The 19,882-nt window shown below is 48.2% G+C and carries 14 protein-coding genes; 10 read left to right on the forward strand and 4 right to left on the reverse strand.

Annotated elements, in window-relative coordinates:
• Positions 1-127 precede the first annotated feature (127 nt).
• Together QMK20_RS11380 and QMK20_RS11385 are read left to right on the forward strand one after the other, a co-directional pair.
• Entirely contained in the window at positions 128-2,095 is a 1,968-nt protein-coding gene (locus QMK20_RS11380) for an ATP-dependent DNA helicase (RefSeq protein ID WP_283655783.1), read from the forward strand.
• Positions 2,089-2,388, forward strand: coding sequence for a DUF6509 family protein (locus tag QMK20_RS11385; protein ID WP_283655784.1), 300 nt, complete (start codon positions 2,089-2,091; stop codon positions 2,386-2,388). The genes QMK20_RS11380 and QMK20_RS11385 overlap by 7 nt, the downstream gene beginning before the upstream one ends.
• Positions 2,389-2,501: 113 nt before the next feature.
• Here the strand turns inward: QMK20_RS11385 and QMK20_RS11390 are convergent, their stop codons facing one another.
• Positions 2,502-2,864: a hypothetical protein gene (locus QMK20_RS11390; protein WP_283655785.1), complete on the reverse strand. Its 363-nt coding sequence runs from the start codon at positions 2,862-2,864 to the stop codon at positions 2,502-2,504.
• 252 nt (positions 2,865-3,116) lie between these two features.
• On the opposite strand from QMK20_RS11390, the gene QMK20_RS11395 reads away from it, so the two are divergent.
• From QMK20_RS11395 to QMK20_RS11405, 3 genes are all read left to right on the forward strand, one after another.
• Complete coding sequence (locus QMK20_RS11395; RefSeq protein ID WP_283655786.1) at positions 3,117-4,040, forward strand: PLP-dependent cysteine synthase family protein; 924 nt, start codon at positions 3,117-3,119, stop codon at positions 4,038-4,040.
• Position 4,041: 1 nt separating this feature from the next.
• Entirely contained in the window at positions 4,042-5,178 is a 1,137-nt protein-coding gene (locus tag QMK20_RS11400) for a bifunctional cystathionine gamma-lyase/homocysteine desulfhydrase (RefSeq protein ID WP_283655787.1), read from the forward strand.
• A 130-nt stretch (positions 5,179-5,308) separates the two neighbouring features.
• Positions 5,309-5,647, forward strand: a complete 339-nt coding sequence (locus tag QMK20_RS11405) for a hypothetical protein (protein ID WP_283655788.1) — start codon at positions 5,309-5,311, stop codon at positions 5,645-5,647.
• A 115-nt stretch (positions 5,648-5,762) separates the two neighbouring features.
• On the opposite strand, the gene QMK20_RS11410 is transcribed toward QMK20_RS11405, so the two are convergent.
• The gene (locus tag QMK20_RS11410) at positions 5,763-5,975 is read right to left on the reverse strand and encodes a hypothetical protein (RefSeq protein WP_283655789.1); all 213 of its coding nucleotides are present in this window, start codon (positions 5,973-5,975) and stop codon (positions 5,763-5,765) included.
• Positions 5,976-6,273: 298 nt separating this feature from the next.
• Between QMK20_RS11410 and QMK20_RS11415 the strand changes: the two genes are divergently transcribed.
• Positions 6,274-9,024, forward strand: coding sequence for a PHB depolymerase family esterase (locus QMK20_RS11415; RefSeq protein WP_283655790.1), 2,751 nt, complete (start codon positions 6,274-6,276; stop codon positions 9,022-9,024).
• 196 nt (positions 9,025-9,220) lie between these two features.
• On the opposite strand, the gene QMK20_RS11420 is transcribed toward QMK20_RS11415, so the two are convergent.
• On the reverse strand, positions 9,221-9,382 hold the full coding sequence (locus QMK20_RS11420) for a hypothetical protein (protein ID WP_283655791.1): 162 nt from the start codon (positions 9,380-9,382) through the stop codon (positions 9,221-9,223).
• Positions 9,383-9,554: 172 nt separating this feature from the next.
• Positions 9,555-10,472, reverse strand: coding sequence for a hypothetical protein (locus QMK20_RS11425; protein ID WP_283655792.1), 918 nt, complete (start codon positions 10,470-10,472; stop codon positions 9,555-9,557).
• A gap of 445 nt (positions 10,473-10,917) precedes the next feature.
• Here QMK20_RS11425 and QMK20_RS11430 point away from each other — a divergent pair, with 445 nt between their 5' ends.
• The 4 genes from QMK20_RS11430 to QMK20_RS11445 all read left to right on the forward strand — a co-directional run bounded on the left by QMK20_RS11430 (position 10,918) and on the right by QMK20_RS11445 (position 19,867).
• Complete coding sequence (locus tag QMK20_RS11430; protein ID WP_283655793.1) at positions 10,918-12,723, forward strand: vWA domain-containing protein; 1,806 nt, start codon at positions 10,918-10,920, stop codon at positions 12,721-12,723.
• A 24-nt stretch (positions 12,724-12,747) separates the two neighbouring features.
• A complete protein-coding gene (locus QMK20_RS11435; protein ID WP_283655794.1) occupies positions 12,748-16,137 on the forward strand; it encodes a tubulin-like doman-containing protein in 3,390 nt (1,129 codons plus the stop codon).
• A gap of 3 nt (positions 16,138-16,140) precedes the next feature.
• Positions 16,141-18,507, forward strand: a complete 2,367-nt coding sequence (locus QMK20_RS11440; RefSeq protein WP_283655795.1) for a transcription initiation factor TFIID — start codon at positions 16,141-16,143, stop codon at positions 18,505-18,507.
• 70 nt (positions 18,508-18,577) lie between these two features.
• Entirely contained in the window at positions 18,578-19,867 is a 1,290-nt protein-coding gene (locus tag QMK20_RS11445) for a vWA domain-containing protein (RefSeq protein WP_283655796.1), read from the forward strand.
• Positions 19,868-19,882: the final 15 nt, after the last annotated feature.

A 19,882-nucleotide genomic window follows, 5' to 3' on the forward strand; every position in this document is an offset into this window, starting at 1 on the left:
TCTTTTATATAATTTCAGTCGAAATAAAAAAATATGAGCTGTTTGTACAGTTTACATGTTCTTTTTAGGTTGTTTTGCGTTATAATGAAAGGATGCACATTATGAACGAATTGGAGGCACAGCCCGATTGACTACTTATCCTTTTGCCTTTGATCCGTCCAAGCCGTTTATTGAGCAGGCAAGCGACTGGATTGCGGATGTATTTTATGAAGTTTTGCCTGAAGTCGGCTTTGAGGTTCGGGATGAACAAATTTATATGGCATTCCAGTTGGAGCGTGCCTATAAGGAAAAGAAAACGATTTTCGCGGAAGCAGGTGTGGGCACAGGCAAAACGCTGGTGTACCTCCTGTACGCTATTGCATATGCCCGGTACATGAGAAAGCCCGCGATTATCGCCTGTGCGGACGAGTCGCTGATTGAACAACTGGTGAAGCCGGAGGGAGATATCGCCAAGCTGGCCCGGCATTTGAGCCTGACGATTGATGCCCGACTGGGTAAGTCGCCGGATCAGTATATTTGTCTGAATAAGCTGGATAATGTACGAAGCGGATTGGATGATGACGCGGATGTGTTCCGTGATATCTATCAGGACCTGCCGGATTTTGTCCATTTTCCGGATACGCTACAGTCCTTTACCCCTTACGGGAACCGCAAAGAGTATCCCGAGCTAACGGACGGACAGTGGAGCAGACTGGGCTGGGATGTATTTCAAGATTGTCTCGTTTGCCATCAGCGGCATCGTTGTGGACAGACGTTGTCCCGCGATCATTATCGCAAAGCGGCAGATCTGGTTATCTGCTCTCATGACTTTTATATGGAGCATGTATGGACCTATGAAGCGAGAAAGCGTGAGGGCCAGCTGCCATTACTGCCGGAGCACAGCTCTGTCGTCCTTGACGAAGGGCATCTGCTGGAGACAGCGGCGCAGAATGCACTCACTTATAAGCTTAAGCACGCTCAATTTGAGGCCATTATTACCCGTCTGCTGGAGGGAGAAGTGCGAGAATCGCTGGCAATGACGATTGAAGATGCGATATCCCAAAGTGAAGCCTTGTTCGCTGCGCTCGATAAGAACAGTCAGCCTGTACAAGGTTCTAATCGCAAGGAGTTTATCTTGAATGAGTCGCTGATTCGAGAGGTAAACCGCTTTGGCGAACTGATCGGCACGATTGAAGAAGAGCTTGTATTTGAAAGCGGGTTATTTTCTCTGGATGAGTACCAGGTCAAAATCGTGGAAGAGCATCTGGAAATGATTCAGACGGCGTTGGCCTTGTTTAAGCGCCCGGAACTCCTGATTTCGTGGGTAATGGAGGATCAGGATGGATTAACGCTTGTGGTTATGCCCAAGATGGTAAAAGAGATTCTCAAAGAACGGGTATTTGCACAGCATATACCGATTGTATTCTCATCAGCTACACTTTCCGTGGAGAGCTCCTTTGATTATATGGCGCAAAGCCTCGGTATAGAAAATCCGCTCACGTTTTCCGTTGCTTCACCGTATGATTACAACGATCAGATGCAAGCGGCATTATATCCGTTGCAGGCGGGGCATGATCCAATCCAGAGAGCGTTGGCCCTGCTGGAGAAATCGCAAGGTAGAGCGCTTATCCTGTTTCCTTCACAGGAGGAACTGGATGCATTCAGAACGGGTCTCGCAGCTTACCATGAAGCGTCTGCTTTTCGTTTTCTATATGAAGGATCGGCTGAAATCAGCCATCTGATCTCATCTTTCCAGAATGATGAGGAAAGCGTCTTGTGTGCTGTAACGTTATGGGAAGGACTGGATATTCCAGGCCCATCCCTGTCGCACGTCATCATCTGGTCGCTGCCTTTTCCTCCAAATGATCCGGTTTTTACGGCACTGCGCAAGGATGCGACAGATCCGTTTATGGAGATAGATATGCCTCACATGGCGCTCAGACTCAGACAAGGCATCGGGCGATTAATTCGCTCGCGTAATGATCGGGGCTGGATCTCCATCATGGGCCAGGATCTGAACCGCGAAGAAGTACGTACACAGGTTTTACAACTACTGCCTGCGGGTGTAGAATGCACTGTAATCGAAGGAAATCCGGAGGGAATGAAGACATGTTAAATTTTACATCGTACACGGTAGATCAGATTAAAGATGCTTTTGGTATTTTGAGTGGGCAGCGTTATGAATTTATGATTGATGTAGAGGTTGAAGAGGACGACGAGCTCTACACTGAAAACGGACTGTATATCCGTACACTATATTTAGTAGACGAAGAGAAAACAGGAATATTGAAGTATGAGCTGATTGAAAAAGTAACGAACCGTTACATTGAGCTTGAACTGGAAGAGGATGAGTTGCAGGCTGTCGAGCGCTTCTGTAAAGAGCATGTGCAGGACGGAGCCGTAAAGTAACGTAATAGACCGCTTGGCTATGATAGCCACCTTATAACGAAGTATGTAAAGGAGTTCTGATGTATGGATCAGGCTCCTTTTTTTCATGCTCATTCAAGGAATATTCATCTGTCTCAGCGCAGTCTGTCCCACACATTCACCATAAACAGTACAACTCCGGCCGCCAGTAGTACCCACCCCATGATGATCAAAACTCCAATATCAGGCACCCCGTACTTTTTGCCTGCAATCGCTAACACCAGCACCGGCAAGCCGATATTATGCAGCCAAAAATGTACGCGTGCCAGCACAGTAACCGAAAGTGCAGGAAAGGCCACATAGATCAAACCTATCATTCCGAGAGCTGTCCAACCGAGCAAATGAATATAAGACTGAATTCTGGACAGGCTGTAATCGCCCGACACGCCAATGATCACACTAAGCAGCGCACCGAGAGCAAAATACACAGCAGCTATTTTAATGAATTGCTTTCCCATATGAAATCCTCCCTATAATTGTAGGCATTGTGTAACACACCATCTATCATATCGGGGAAGAAGGCTAGGGGTGTGGGTGCTGTGAAGGATGCCATTTGACAAATGATTGAAATAAACATAAAATCTTATTGCACCAATACACACCGTATTACTATGCTTTTTCGGGGGATGACGGCGAGCTTCTCCGGCAATAGGTCGCTATTTTTTGACCATTGGTTTATTAGGATTCGCCATTAAAAGGAGCTTGAAATCATGAATGTATATCATAATACTTTGGGACTAATCGGGCGTACACCGCTAGTAGAACTGAACAGCTATTCTCTGCCGAGGGGAATTCGTCTGTTCGCCAAGCTGGAGTTTATGAACCCCGGCGGCAGCGTGAAGGATCGGGTGGGCAAGGCTCTGATTGAAAAAGCCTTAAAAACAGGTCAGTTGAAGCCGGGTGGAACTTTAATTGAAGCCACAGCAGGCAATGCAGGTATCGGTCTCGCTATGGCAGCGCTTCATTATAATATCTCGGTTATTTTTGCTGTGCCTGAAAAGTTCAGTCAAGAAAAGCAAGATTTAATGAAGGCGCTGGGAGCGCGTATCGTTCATACCCCGACAAGTGAGGGGATGAAGGGAGCCATCGAGAAAACGAAGGAGCTGGCTGCTGAATTTCAAGATGCCTATTTGCCGCGTCAATTCAGCAATCCTGATAATCCAGAGGCTTATTACACGACGATGGGACCGGAAATTTGGAACGATCTGGACGGAAAAGTAGATGTATTTGTAGCAGGAGCAGGTTCGGGGGGAACCTTTATGGGGACCTCGCGTTACCTCAAGGAACAAAATGCATCTATTAAAACCGTAATCGTAGAGCCAGAAGGTTCCATTTTGAACGGCGGAGAATCGGGTTCGCATAAAACGGAAGGGATTGGTATGGAACTGATTCCTGAGTTTGTGGATAAAGGTTATTTTAATGCCATTCATACGATTAGCGACGTCGATGCGTTCGACCGTGTCAAAGAGCTTGCAGCGCGTGAAGGACTTCTTGTCGGCAGTTCTTCCGGGTCGGCATTACATGCCGCTTTACTGGAAGCAGAGAACGCACCGGATGGCGCACATATCGTCACCATTTTCCCGGATAGCAGCGAACGCTATCTGAGCAAAAAAATATATGAAGGCGGGATATAAAATGAAACGTAAAACAAAGCTGATTCACGGCGGCCTCCCTACCGATCCGCATACGGGTGCGGTTAACGTTCCTATTTATCAGGTAAGCACTTATGAGCAAGAGGAAATCGGCGTTCATAAAGGCTACGAATATTCGCGTACAGGCAATCCGACCCGCTTTGCACTGGAGGAGCTGATCAAGGAGCTGGAGGAAGGAAAACGCGGTTTTGCTTTCGGCTCCGGGATGGCGGCGATCCATGCGGTATTTTCACTGTTTAATGCTGGAGATCATATTTTGTTGACCGATGATGTATACGGGGGCACCTACCGTATTGTAAGCAAGGTGCTTAATCGGATAGGCATTGAAGCTACATTTGTGGATACGACTGACCTGGAGGCCATCTCCCAAGCGATCCGACCCAATACGAAGGCACTGTATGTAGAAACGCCTACGAATCCGCTGCTGAAAGTTACGGATATCCGTACGGTTTCGGAGCTGGTGAAAAAGCATGACCTATTGCTGATCGTGGACAATACATTTGCCACTCCATATTGGCAGACACCACTTACGCTTGGAGCAGATATCGTTATTCACTCGGCTACCAAATATTTGGGCGGGCACAGCGATGTTGTAGCCGGTCTGGCTGTTGTGAACAGCGACGAGTTGGGTGAGCAGCTTCATTTTCTGCAAAATGCCATTGGTGCTATTCTCGGCCCGCAGGATTCCTGGTTGTTGATCCGCGGGATCAAAACACTGGGTCTGCGTATGGAAGCCATTGAGCAAAATGCCAAGGAAATTGCGATCTATTTGGAGAAGCATCCGAAGGTTAGCAAAGTGTATTACCCTGGACTGGAAAGCCATTCGCAGCACGAGCTGTCCAAAATTCAGGCCGATGGCTTTGGCGGCATAATTTCCTTTGATGTAGGTAGCGATGCCAACGCGGTCGCACTACTGAAAAAACTGAAATATTTTACGCTGGCTGAGAGCCTGGGAGCGGTTGAAAGTCTGATTAGTGTTCCGGCACGTATGACACATGCCTCCATTCCGGTAGAACGCCGCGCAGAATTGGGCATTACCGAAGGACTGGTACGGATCTCCGTAGGGATTGAAGATCTGGAGGATTTAATCGAAGACTTAGAGTCTGCATTGCAAGGCTAAGAATCGTTTGAAAAGGGGGGGTGGCTGAGGCCGCCTCTTTTTTTCGGAAAATGTGGAACAAAGCATTGCTTTTCCTTAATAACCGAGTATAATACTTGGTAATAGGGTGCATCATAAGGAGAGAGACAATATGCAACTGATAAAAACACATAGCTACCTGCAAGTGGATGACTATTTGGATCTACTTAATTATGCGAAACAACTGAACGATATAGAGTGGCAGCAAGAGCTTAAAGAAGCCTTACAGCATCAATCGCTGGAGAATGGCAGAGAAACTAAAGATTCTGAAATTAATGCGTTATGGCGGCATTTTGACCAGATCAATGATAGATTATTGGAGTTGTTTGATCTTCTACGGAATAGCAATAATTCGGTAGAGAGAAATTCTTGGAGCGAACAGATTTGGGAACTAAAACTGGAACGCATCAAACTGGAAAAGCAAATTCAAGCGAGCTATTCACATTATTGAGGGTTCAGCATACCAATAAATATAACAAAACTAGATAAAAAAAGGCACGCAGCTGCAACTGCAATGCCAAGAATTCGCGAAAATCAGTTAAAAAATAATGCTCAATACAAAAAAATTATTTTGAAGTTTGTTTCATGTCGCGCATCATTTTCATCATCATCGTCAACATTTCGTCGCATTCTTGCATTTTAGTCATCATCACATCCATGTTCATGTCCATCATATTCATATCCGACATTTTTTCCATGCACATATTCATGCTTTTCATTTTAGCCATCATGTCTTCCATACACATCATCATCATCATTTCCATACACATCTTCTCCATTGTTTTTTCCTCCTCCTATTTTGAAAATAGTAACTTCTTCCTTAACATACTATACCCAAGTATGGATAGCAATAATCATGACAGATAAGAATAGGCTTTTATGTATAGAAATTTTCAATAACGAAGTTAAGCACTCTGCTTTCTTCGTTTTTCTGTTTTTTAAGAATAGCCTCTTTTTTTTGGAAGAAGAAAGGAGTACGCAAAGGCGATAACGAATAGCTTTATATAGTTAAAATGAATGTTAACGGAGTATTATCGCGACGTCTCTGAGGAAACAAAAACCTGGAGGGGGAATGTTATGAGGTTCACGCATCTGGAAAAAGCGACAACTGTGCTGTTGGATCATCCGGTTCGTCTGACGTCTGCTTATGCAGTCGGTCCGGTCAAGCTGCCGGAAAATTGCGGTGTGGGTAGGGCATGGTCCGATCATTTTACCCCTGAGGAATGGGATTTGGAAAGGGCCTGTAATGAAGAAGGACTGGAGCTTTCGGCTGGAGGAAAGGCAGCGTGCCGCTTATTAACTGAGCTGGACCCCCGGAACGCGGAATTGAATTTAGGTGTCTTTCCGCCCCTGACTGAGCAAGAAAGGCTTTTGCTGGTTTCGAATCTCCGCTGCGCGGCAGCACAGGAAGTTATTTTCAGACCGTTTGAAGGAACAGGACAAATTTGGGTGGACGGCATATTGGTATATGCGGAATCCGGTCCTTTGCGCTTGTATCTGGACGAAGGTAATCATACGGTGGTGGTCGTTGCAGCCTTTATTCCCGATGAAGCTCGCTCTATTCGGATCAGTGGAACTCAGACGTGTGACAGCGCAGATGTCGCGGAGCTGCATCAGGAATTCGTAGAGCGCAATATACGTTTTCATATGGCATGGCTGGAGGTGGAGAAACCCGCTGGCAGGGAGGGAGAAGACAGTCCGGTCTTGTTTTATTTGCTGCGCAAGGATCGCATAGATCTTCCTGTAGATCAGCCGTTATGGGTCGAGGTAACGAATGATGAGGGAACATTGCTGGACCGGTTTCAGGCGGTTTGGGAGCAGGAGCAGCAATATGCCTGGAATGAGGAAGTTGCCGGGAATACGGGAATGCTGCATTTTACGGTTACATATCAGGACCATGAGGCAAGAGAGCATTATTTTGTGTACTCGATGCTTGTGCGGCCTTTGTCGGCGGTTGTGGAGGGTTTGCAAGAAGAGTACGACCAATATAATCAAGCTTATAATACAGATGCTTTTGGCTCTGCGAGGAAATTACAGGCAGAAGGCTTGCTGGCTGAGCTGAAAAGGTTAACGGCTTTGCCGGAAGATCCTTTTGAAATCTGGGATAATCGCATTGTGCGGGAATATATCAAGCTACTAAAACGAATTTTCACACATGCGTACACGGAACGGCCTCAGCATCCATCTCGGGAAGATAACATCCTTTTGTGCCCTGACGGGATTGGCGAAGGCTTTTTTGTCTCCCGTTTGGACAACAGTCTGCAACGCTACACGATACAGCTTCCCCGAAACTATTCGGCGGATCGGCAGTATCCTCTCATTGTCCTGATGCCGGGCAAACGGTATGAGCTGGGTCTGCCGGATTTTCAGAAACGGGGCTTTGGACAGGGCTGGGAAGAGGAAGCGATATTCGTCACTTTTTCGTGCCGTGGAGTTACGCTGGGCAGTTACATTGGTGAAGCCGCTTTTCTGGAGGCGCTGGATGCTATTCTGCAAGCGTACCGGGTGGATGAAGACCGAATCTATCTGACGGGCTATTCTAACGGCGCATACGCTGCCTGGGCGATGGCACAGGCTTATCCTTCGCGTTTTGCGGCTATTGCCGTCATTGCTGGCGCACCGCATCCGAAGCATCTGATGAACCTGCTGAATATGCCCATATTCAATGTGGTTGGAGATCAGGATTACTTGTTTGCGCAAGCTTATACGGCTCCTGAAACCGACCTTTCATCCGACCATTATAAAGGAGTAGTGGAACGGTGTGCCAACCATTGGGACACGCATGAACTGAGGCTTTTGGACGGTGTACTGAGTTGGCTTATGCAATGGAAGAGAGTGATGGTACCTCAGCGTATTGCCTACCGAACGGAGCGGGGGAGACATAACCGGGCTTATTGGCTGGAATTGACGCAAGTGGATGAAACCGAGGAATACTCCGAACTGTACGGTGAAATGAGCAAAACGGGTGAACTGGATGTTAGAGCCGTCCACGTCGATGAATTTATTATTCACCTCTCACATGAGATCGTACCATTGGAGCTTGTCCATGTCCGTATTGGAGCGCGGGTTTTCGTGTTGGATTTACTAGAATATAACCGCTTTCGCTTTGTTAAAATAGAGTCGCGGAAACGCCCCTCACCTGAATATCGATTGATTGCTGAACGGTGGAGCGAAACAGATGGAATTTCTGGAAAAGAAACGGATGACGAAACAGCAAGGTTCAGGTTAAAAAGCGCAGGTCGGAATCCTTCTGGCCATGGTATGGGAGTGCTGGACGTTTATATGGATCGTCTGCATATTGTCCTTCCATCCAGCTATGCTACACCCGAAGAAGAGCAGGCGGTAAAACGGACGGCAAAGGCTTTGGCCAGCCCTCGCACAGCGACCTGGAATCCGTATATCGGTGTTCATTACCCTGTTGTGGCTTCTCATGAGATTTCCGAGGAAGAACTGGCTGACAGTAACGTGATCTGTATCACCTCAGGCTTGTCCAGACATGAGCTGCTTCAGCGCCATCAAGCCCATTTACAGATCAGCTGTACGGAAAAAGGGTATGTACTGGGCGGTGATTTCACGGCAGGCGAGTATTGTCTTTCGTATATCCAGCCTGCCCCGTGGTCCACACGCAAACAAATGCTTGTTGTGGCGACGAATTCTCCCCGGATGCTAGGTAAAAACCTGTTTATGCGCAAGCTGATTATGCCCGGCTATTTTAACGGTCTGCATCCGTATTTGAATAAAGAGGTTATTGTGTATGACAGCAAGGGTGTGCGTGCTTTCAATTTTACTTCTAATAAATATGCGTTCCACAAGCTGCAAGGTCAATAAAGAAGACAGCTAATTAGACACGATAATCCTAAAATAAAAAAACGTCCGGAGTTGGGGAGGGGGACTGACCCCTGTCAAGTAGACGAATGAAAAAAAGCTAAGCTGCAAGCGCGTGCCGATACTCGATCGGGGCGCTTTTTGAGTTTATCCTGAAACCGCTGAGCTTCGCTCCGTTACCAGAATTGAATATCGCTTTTTAAGTAGTCCACCCCTGAGCTATCAAGTAATCTCGTTCTTCTTTGATACTGGAAAAGGAGGTACGTGTACGCCCCTTCATCGGGCTGGATGAACCCTTGCGCCAATCGAGCGGTTCAGCATTTCGAACCTGCTTCACCCAAACTTTGAGTTGGTTAGCCATACGAAAATCCCCTCCAGGTTCACTCATACCCTCATGGTAACACGCAAGGTTTTTTAAGAGTGTCTACTTGAAGGGGATGATACCAACCAGGCGATCCTGACGGTTTTTTGCTGCTTTATTGCAGTGGTTTGTCATTGTAATGACGTCATATATAGAAGGGCGTTAGGACAGATCAGTTTTTATACTGCTCCATCAGATATACGATCTTGACCTCATCGGCCAAATCGCCAAAGGGTTCATAAGGATTCTCCTGAATGATATGATATAAACGCTGAACTCGTTCCTTCGGCAGTTTGCGCACATATCTGGAAATAAAACCGGAGTGCGTGACCACGTAGCGCTTTTTACGGACAGCCGCACTGGCAACACGGACGAGAATATCCTCGCCTCCTGCCATTTCCAGAATGCGACGTTCATAAAAGGTCACGTAACGGAACGTCCGATCCTTAATTAGCTCGCGATTTAATCTGGCAATCTCTCCGATATATCTGACCATAAGCGGTTCAAAGCTTTTGATCAGGAGAGGGTCGAGCGTTAGCTCCATATCCTTGCGGAGTACAAAAGATTGCAGCAGGGCGACCTGCTGGAGCCTTATCCGGTCATTGTGGATGAGTACGGCAATCTCACGCAGCATTTCATAGGAGACACGCTCGCTGAGCTGTCGCAGGGCAACCGCGTTTTTATGATTGATGTTCAGGCCCTCTTTAATCTGCTCAATGCGGCCTCTGAACAGGCGTATAAGCTGCCTGCGCTGCTCATAGGGACGAATACGCTGCTGTAAAAGCACCAAGGGTAGCAGGAGAAGTGCGCCAACGATACCACACAGGAGCATTTGCTGGGTGGAATGGCCGAAAAAGACGGCGGCGGTCAGCAGCACGATGCCGAAGGCTAGGTCGTTGCGAAAATAAAGCTTGGCTCTGTGGTGGGCATATTGCTCTACAGGAACCAGTGCATCCCGACCGCAAGACGTACATTTATCTTCCCATAGGGCAGTAAACTGTCCGCAACGCTTGCAGATCCGCAGCTTTTGGTACGCATGCTCGGTGTGGATAAACGGACGAAATTGTACAGGCTGTTTGGCACTACTCATTGCGATCACTTCTCAGGTTCAGCAGGGCTAGAAGCTCAGTGTTCATTTGCGTAATCGAGGGAGCGCGTTTTTTATGTATAGAGTAAGTGATTAATTTGATGGCGACAAAAAGAAACAAAATCGCCAAACATCCGTATGAGATCATAGTGTACTTCCTCTTTCTGCTCAGATTTTTACAGCGATAATTTGCAAGAGCGGGTTTCGCTTCTGTCATTTTTGTCGTATAAAGGAGAAGGCTGGTGCCCGATTGCCCTTGTTGGGGTATAATTATATCATTACTGCAGGATATTGGTAAAATCCCGCAGTATAATAGGCTTCTTGGCTGTAATCAGGCTATTCGGGCATCATTTTCAGCTGGCTCTCATGTAAAACTCATTATAATTTAATAGTAGGGGAGTACAACTGTAATTTAGAATGAGAACTAACCGGCAAAGGGGTACAAGCGATGTATAGTAGAGACAGAAAATGGTTTTTAGTCATCGGAATCATATGTGCAATGATCATGACCTCAATTTCGGCATGGCAGCCGCAGACGGCGAATGCCGCTTCAACCTCCGCCTCCAAGGTGGATGCGGTGCTGGTTGTCGATGTGAGTAATTCCATGAATACCAGTGATCCAGGCAAAATTGGCAATGAAGCCATGAAAATGTTCATTGATATGCTGTCGACGCAAAATGACAAGGTCGGCATTGTAGCGTATACGGATGTCGTACAGCGCGAGAAGGCTTTGCTTAATATTACGTCCGAAGCGGACAAGCAGGAACTGAAGTCGTTCATTGACGGGCTGAACCGGGGGGCGTATACTGACACCTCCGTAGGTGTCAAGGAAGCGATCCGCATTTTGCAGGATGGCAAGACAGCGGGACACGCGCCTATGATCGTCATGCTGGCCGATGGTAACAACGATTTAAATAAAACGACGGGCAGAACTGAAAGCCAATCCGATCAGGATATGGCGAAGGCTGTGGCCGAAGCTAAAAATAGTGGCGTTCCCATCTACACCATCGGTTTGAATGCAGATGGAAAACTGAATAAAAACAAGCTCGCAGACATTGCGCAGCAAACGGGCGGTAAATCTTTTATTACAAGCTCGGCGGATGACCTGCCGAACATCTTGAGTGAAATTTTCGCCAGCAATTTGAAGCTGAAGGTTGTTCCCTTGCAGTCCATTACGGCTAACGGCAACTATCAGGACGTTACGGTAACTGTACCGAACGATAGCGTGCTGGAGGCTAACATTTCGATTATGTCCTCCAAGCCGGTGGATGCGAGACTGATAGACCCGTCGGGCAACACCAAGCCGATTCCTTCAAGTGATGTACTGCTGTCCAAGTCGAAAAGCTACTCCCTGATTAAGTTGCTCAAGCCTGTGGCTGGCGACTGGAAGCTCCAGGTCAAGGGAGTCCAGCAGGATCAGATTGATATTAATCTGGTGTTTAACTATGATTTGGAACTGAAACTGGACGCACCGCCTGCCAAAGCTTACAAAAAAGGTGACGCAGTCCAAATTCGTTCCTACCTGACGAGTAACAACCAGCAGCTTCAGGATCAGGAACTGTATGCAAATATGAATGCAGTTTTGAAGGTCAAGGACCTTGATTCCGGTACAACGAATGAGGTTCCATTGAAGAATGAGGGGGACGCCTTTACCGGCTCCTACACGATACCGGATGAGCATGACTATGAACTGACCGTTAGAGCAGAGGAAAAGAGCTTCTACCGTGAAACCCAGCCTGTGACCATCAGTGCCAAGGCTGCGGCGGGCAGTGGCACGAATAACGGTACTACTACGGCGCCGGCAGCACCTGCCGAGAAGTCCAAACTGCTACCCCTCATTCTGTTGGGGCTGGGACTGATCGTTCTGCTGATTGCAGCCTACTTTATCTGGAAGGCTGTCAAAAAAGCCAACCGCGGCTTTGTCGGACAAATCGTTTTGGAGATTCGGGACGAGAATACCGGCGAAAAAACGTATCCGCAATACAAGAAGCTGAACACCTTCCGGGGTAAATTCAATCTGCACCAGTTGCTGCAACTGGCACCGGAATTTGCCGAAACCGATAAGGTGGTGTTCACGCCAGGCAATCAGGACCGTATCATGGTGCGCAGCACTCCGGAGATTGCGATTGAAAAATCCGGACGCGCTGTAGATACAGGCAGTGGTCTTGAACTGAAAAACGGCGATCGCCTGACGATTCCGCTGGCAAGCGTGGACAAAACCATTTTGCTGGAATTCATTTCAGTAAACAGCTAAACGAACCCTTAGGAGGTCAAATCTATGAAACCAGTAGTTAGAGAGCATATCCAGCAATTAGACGTATCACTCGGCGGAGGGATCGTAAGCGATAAAATCAGGGTTGATACCATTGATAATCCCATTTTGATTATCGGACTCGGAGGGACGGGTATTGATGCCCTCCTCCGCTTGAAATATCAAATTAACCGCAGATTCAAGCTGCCAGCAGATCCGGTTTCCAAGAAAAAGAGCGAGAAGCCGGACAACGTGGAATTTCTCGCTTTTGAAACGAATGAGCAGGATCGCAACAAAAAATATAAAGGGATCGGCTTGGACCCAATCAACGAGTTTGTACTGCTGTCCAATGCGGAAATCGGCGGATTGCTGCAAAACCGCAGCATTTTGGAGCCGTACATTACGGATTGGCTGTCACCCGAGCTGAGCATTACCGATGGCATGAACGGGGCGGCAGGGGTGCGTCAGGCTGGACGTTTGCTGCTGTTCACCAAAATCAATCAAGTCGTGCAAAGCATTGACAAGAAAATCAAAACCCTGTCTGAAGGCACCAATAAGAAGCTGATGGTGTTCCTGCTGTCCGGTTTGTCCGGCGGTACGGGGAGCGGCACCTTCCTCGATATCTCGTATATCGTCAGAGGGATTATTGAGCGCGATTACGGCTCCGCAGGTGTAGACCGTGTAAATACATTAGGATATCTGTTTACGCCGGACATTAACCTGGCGAACAAAAGCCTGAGCGAGCATACACGCGAATATATTAAAAAGAACGGCTATGCCGCGCTCAAAGAGCTGGACTACTGGATGAATGTGGACAGCCGCAGTGAACGGTTCAAACAGCAGTATGGCAACATTTTGACCGTGAATTCACCGTTGCCGCCGTTTAATCTGTGTCATCTCATTTCAGCGACGAATACAGAAGGCAAGCTGCTGGAAAATGCCTATGATTACTGCATGAATGTCACCGCCGAGAACATCACCAACTTTATGGCGAGCGAGGAAAAGCAGTCAGGCGAAGAGTTTGCCATTCATGACTATATCAGCAACATTCGTACCAATATTGCACAAATGAACAAGGCATATCCTGCCAACTACGATTACAATATTATCGGGGCTTCCTCGGCGGTACTGCCAATGGAGGAAATGACAACATATCTGGCTTACCGGATGTTCGGCAAAATGTCCAAAATGTTCGAGCAATCACCGAATCAAGAGGATGTCGAGAAGTTTGCCCGCAAGCTGGGCGTCGATCTGGACAGCATGATCAAAAACTTCGAATCTCGTGTTCCTGAACCGCTGCCGGGCTTTGAAAACAGTGAACGATTAAGCTACAACAATGTAGTCAAAATGCAAGTTGTGAATATGGATACCGAGCTGGAGCAGACCTTCCTGACACGTGCGCGTGAGGAATATATCAAGGCGAAGAAGCAGCTTCCGGGTGAAATTACGGGGCAGTTTACCGACCAAATCCGTCGGATGTTCCTGCATCCCGAGCAAGGTCCGTTTTATGTATCCCGTATGATTTATACGGAAAAAGGCTTTAGCTTGCTGAAAATGCTGCTTTCGTACATTGAGACGCTGCGTGAATCACTGCATCGTATCCCTACGGATATTGAATGGGCGCGTGAGCAGGCGGGCGAAAAGCTGGGCGATGCCAAGAGCGCGTTCGTGTCCAAGGATAAAAAGAAAAATGCGTACATTGAAGCGAAAATCAATGAATACTGGCTTCGGGCCGATGTGGAGCGTACAGAGCAGCTTATTGAATTTTATGAAGACCTGTATGATCTGCTGAATAAGGAAAACAGCCGCATTTATAATGTATTTACTGAAATTTTGAATGCACTGAGCGCGATTTTCGAGAAGAATGGCGATCTGCTGATCAACGGCGAAGAACAGTCCGATCACAGAGGCAACAAAACGTACTATTGGAATCTGGTCAGCGTGCCGGATATTTCCGAAGTCGTAACCAAGCTGCTGGATAAGCGTGATGGTGATGATCTGATTCGTGATTTTGCCCAAGAGTTGCTGGAAAATTCGGATCAATGGGTGAAGGATCAGGATATCGACATCATTAGTTCCATCTCCAACTTCCTGACCGACAAGTTCGGTGATCTGATTACCCGTTCGATGGAGGATTTCCTCGTGATGAAATACGGGCAGGATGAGGCCATTGAAAAATTCGTGGAGCGCTATATTGCAAGCAAGCTGGATGAAGAAGCTGTGCCTGTGTTCCATCTGAGCAATAGCTCCGGTAACCTGTATTTCCCGTCATGGGGTTTTGTCTCAGTTCCGGTGCAGTCGCCTAATATTCTGAAAGGCGTTCGCAATTATCAAAATAATGCCATTGGTAAATCACACTTTACCATTAAAGAGAGTGAAGTCCGTAACCGGATTTTCTGGCTCAATACGCGCAATGGTGTGCCGTTGTTTGTTTATACGCCGCTCAAGGTGTATGAAGAAAGCTATGAAAAAACGATTCTCGACCGGGAAGGTATTGGCCGCCATCTGGTGCAAACAGGCCAGAATAACTGGACGAATTTGCCGTCACCGATTCCTGAAAAATCGTGGGGAGAAACGTATGTCAATTCGCGTGTACAAGCTTACAATGCCCGCATCCGTAACGACTTCGACCGTGCCAAGTCACTTGGCGTGATCCGTGAGAAGGATGTTGACCAGAATACGAGCAGCCGCTTTACTGTGCTGCGTTCACGTGCGCTGGATCTGAATGGCCTGCTGGCAGGCTACGATATGCGTTTGCAAGAATCCAAGCCGAATCTGGGTGAGGTGAAGAGAGCGTGGTCTGAGCTGAAACGCCTGCTGGCTGAAGGGCTGGAACAGACGGGAAGCAAGGACATCTTTGGCAGCATCAATGAAGAGATGGCGAAGGAAAACCTGATTCGTTCACCGGAGTTAACGCAGGTGGTTCGTGAAGAACTGGCGAAATATACCCAAATTGAAGCGAAGGCCGCCGAGCTGGAAGCCTTGCTGGGCAAATATCAGGATGAGGAAAAATGGCTGGATCAGTTCATTCAGGCACTCTATACCGACACGATTACGAAGAAAGGCGCTTTATACGTCTATGACCGTGACGAAGAGGAAGAGGCTTGGGAGCCATTTGCCAATGTCATGAAGAGTCGTAATTACGTGGAGTTTGAAGTGTTTACGAATTTCCGTGGTCTGGAAGAGAAAAAATATGCAGCTCTGATGCGTAAGGCGGATCGCCGTGATGCTGTACTGACTTCGTCCGAGGATATTACGCCGCTCTTGGCGAAGCTGGATGAACTGGCTGGAATCTACTTGGAAGCCCGGAATCAATTGGAATATGAAAAGGTGGAGCTGGCTAACGGAGCGGAGCTCTATGCGTTCTACGCTCAAATGTCCGGGAAACTAAACGATATCCGTAGAAAGTTGAAGTAAAGTATGAGAGAGCAGTTGTTACGTTATGCGGCTGACTATGCAGCCGCAGAGGATCAATTCATCGGTAGCGGGGATGGACGCAGCAGCATCCATTTCCCGTCCGTGTTTCTTTTTATCGGTGACCGTATGGGTCCGGCAATCAACACGATTGCAGATATCAACCGGACCAAGTGGGATAACAGTACGGGGGTAACGTACATTCACATCCGGTCGCAGGAGGATCATGCAACTGTAGATCGTCCGGTGGGTGCCATTGTCCATGCGGTAGCAGTACCGGAGGAAAGTAGCCACAAAACCGGACGACGTGATTTGCATCAGGCTTTTTATACACATGAATCGCAGTTGATTGAGCTTAACACCGCGTTGCGCCGGGCTAGTGGGAACTTGGCGGATTACGGTCGTTTGTATTCCTCGTTCGAGCGTGTCCATTTGTCGATCCTGACGACAGCCGACGATCCCATGAATGTATTGGTTCCCGAGATTACGCTGTTGGCGGAATACATTTTTGCGCAGTCCTTTAAGTCGGTACAGATGGATCTGTACGTATTGGTCAGCGAAAGCGATCAGACAGCCCAATTTGGCTATAGCAGCGCAGCATCAGTTGCTTTTATGAGAGAACTGGACTATATCCAAAGTCCGGATTATACGTTCACGGCGCCACTGCATATGACTGAGGACAAACTGACCATTCCAGTATCTCATGCTCCGTCGCCGTTGTTCGATCTCGTCTATGTGCTGTCCGACAAGAACGAACGCGGTGTAACGGTGCCGAATAGCCTGCGAGAGAGCTGTGACATCATTTGCCATATTCAGCTTCTCAAAAACCGTTATCAGGCGGAAGATTCCTATCGTTCACAGGATGGGGGGTATAACAATACGTCGTTTAAAAACAACATTATGACGGAATCCGGGCGGCAGGGCTATGTGTCGGCTGGATTTTCCCGGGTCAAGCGCCCTAATGAGTCGATTGCGCTTACGGTGCTGCATCACTTTTATGTGAAACTGCTGGCGCGTATGAGAATAGAGCAGGAATGGGATATACGCGATAAGCTGGATTATTTCGGTTTGGATGCTGCCGAGCGCAGCCGTACACGAAATGACCTCGTTCCTGGTAATGAGGCCATTATGGACATGAGCGCTTTAATGACCAGCGGAGCCAGCTACGGCTCGTTAAAGCGAATGACACTGCGCGAGGCGGAGGAAGCCTTGTTCGGACAGGGCTGTGAAGCCTTTTTCCGCGATAATTGTGAACGGATCGTACACAAACGGTTGGGGGATTTTCAGGCGGAATTATGTCTGCAAACGGCTGTGAACGAATCGGTCAAGGAGCACCCCAAGATCGGTTTGTTCGAGCTTACGGACTGGACGGATGAGAATAAGACCGGGAATGTGCTTACCGCCATTCGAGGACTGATTCGAGATACGTCCAATGACTTGCAGATCAGCGCTGCTGAGCTGGATGCCCTGTATAGTGGACGAGTGGAAGACCAGCCCTTTCAACGATTGCCGCTGATGGATAAACATAATGTGCGCAGCTTGATCCGTTACCTGACCGAGACGGTCTATGGGCACAAGCTGAACATGCTGTGGATTCAAACGGATCTGGAGCTACTTCGCCGTTATGAGCTGGCTCTTGAAAAATGGCATATGCAGGCGAAGCATATTACCGTACAGCTTGCCAATCTGGAGCGTGATCTGCATCAGGCTGCAACGGACAGCGTCCGTCAGGCTGACAGCTATACAGGTCAAAACCTGTTTGAGTACTATGAGCGTGTGACGGAGGATGTCATGCGTGAGCTGGAGACCAAGCGGGGGAAAGCTGTATTCTTTGATGCCCGGCATATGGGTCCTGTATCCGGTTTGCTGGATGGCGGTCCGTCAAAGCTGGTGGATCGACTCACACAGACTTGCCGCACTCTGATCCTTAGCGCACAGCCGTTTAACCAGACATTCGAGGAAGAATTGCTGCGGCGGGCGAATGTGGCTGCTGCCTATGAAAATCGGCTGGTCGTTCCGAAGGATGAGCTGTTTAAAAAACTGTACCAAAGGCTGGAGGAAAACGGCGGTATTAACGTACGTTTGCTGGATTACACTCATGAGCATCGGTATGAGGAAAAATATTTCTTTGGTGACTACGAAGGCGAATTTCTTCCTTATGCGCTGGATGTGGATATTACCTCGCGCATTTACAAGCTGGGGTTTGTGCATGAGCGTCGCAGCAGCGGGGTAGAAAAGCTTCATTTGATGGGTGGTTTCCATCTGGAGGATCTGATGGTCTACCGCAACGGCAAGACGTATTATGAGACATATATCGCGAATGGTTTCGTGTTTCACGGGATCAACGCGGATCGGCTGCCGGAACTGCGGTAGCAACATGGTAATCCTACGAGGAATTTGCAAATTCCTCCTACTTTAATTATGGAAGGAAGCAACGATTCTTATGAAGCAGCGTAAATTTAATGTTCTCCTGCTGCTGTTCGGCTTGCTGGGCGCCGTAGTGGGCTTCATCATTGGAGAGCTGATTCTTAACAAACTGATAGGCCACTGGCCGCATATCATCGTGATTGGGCTGTATTTTGGCATCATGGCGCTGTGTATTGGCCTGGGATGCCTTATCGGCGAATGGATTTCGCCACAACTGAACGGGCCGTCATGGCGGCAGCGGTACTCCGGGTTGTCCTGGAAGCTGCTGGTCCCTGCTACGCTGGTGATGCTGTTCGTGGCAGGGCTGCTGCTGGAGCTGGGCTACCAGGTAAACCCCGAAGGTCGCAAAAGTGTACAGGATCTCGTGCTCGTCATTGATAATTCCGGGAGTATGCAGCAAACAGATCCCGACAATGAACGTCTGACAGCCGCCAAGAGTCTAATTGGCCAAATGGATGGAGACAAGCGGGTAGCCATCGTTTCCTTTGAGTCCACTGCGCAGTTGGTTCAGCCGTTTACCCCGATTGGCACAGATGCGGAGAAGCAAGCCGTTTATGCCAAGATCGACAGCATGCAGACCTTAATGACAGGCGGCACAGAAATCGGTCTTGCCTTGGATGAAACCATCAAAGAAATCGAAACTCAGGGTAATGCGGAAAAGGGCTCTCTCGTTATTATGCTGTCTGACGGCTTTAGTGATCTGGATAGCCAGACGGCATTGGCTCCTTATATCGCCCGGCAGATTCCGATTAATACAATCGGTCTGAAGCTCGCTGAATCCGATGGTATAGCATTATTGCAAAATATTGCCCAAATGACGGGTGGAACTTACTTCAATGTGGCGAATGCCCAAGGTCTTACTCAGGCGTTCGGTAAAATTTATGACAAAATCGGCGATCGTACTCTGGTAACGGAGCGAACAGGTGAGTATGCGGATAGTCTGTATTTTGCTATTTACCGTGTAACCGCACTGGTGATTATTGGAGTACTGCTGGGATTGGCACTCGGACTGATGTTCGATAACCGTTTTCTGGCGCGGAATTTCGCGATTGGCGGGGTTCCTGCCGGATTGCTGGCTGGCTTTATTTTGGAAAAGGGCCTGTCCGGCTCGCCCATCGGTGATTTGATGATTCGTTTGGTGGCAGCGCTCGTATTGGCGGCTCTAATCGCGGTCTTCTCGCTTGTGCTGCCGATTGCGGAAAATACTCGCCGTTCTTCCGGCGGAGGAAACCCCGGTGTGTCATCAGGTCGCAGGACAAGAGCGCCGGAAGGCCCGCCGCGTAATCGACGCAGCAGTGGATTTTAGAACGGGAGGCTGGAA

Origin of the sequence: Paenibacillus sp. RC334, assembly GCF_030034735.1 — a bacterium.
Lineage (GTDB): Bacteria > Bacillota > Bacilli > Paenibacillales > Paenibacillaceae > Paenibacillus > Paenibacillus terrae_A.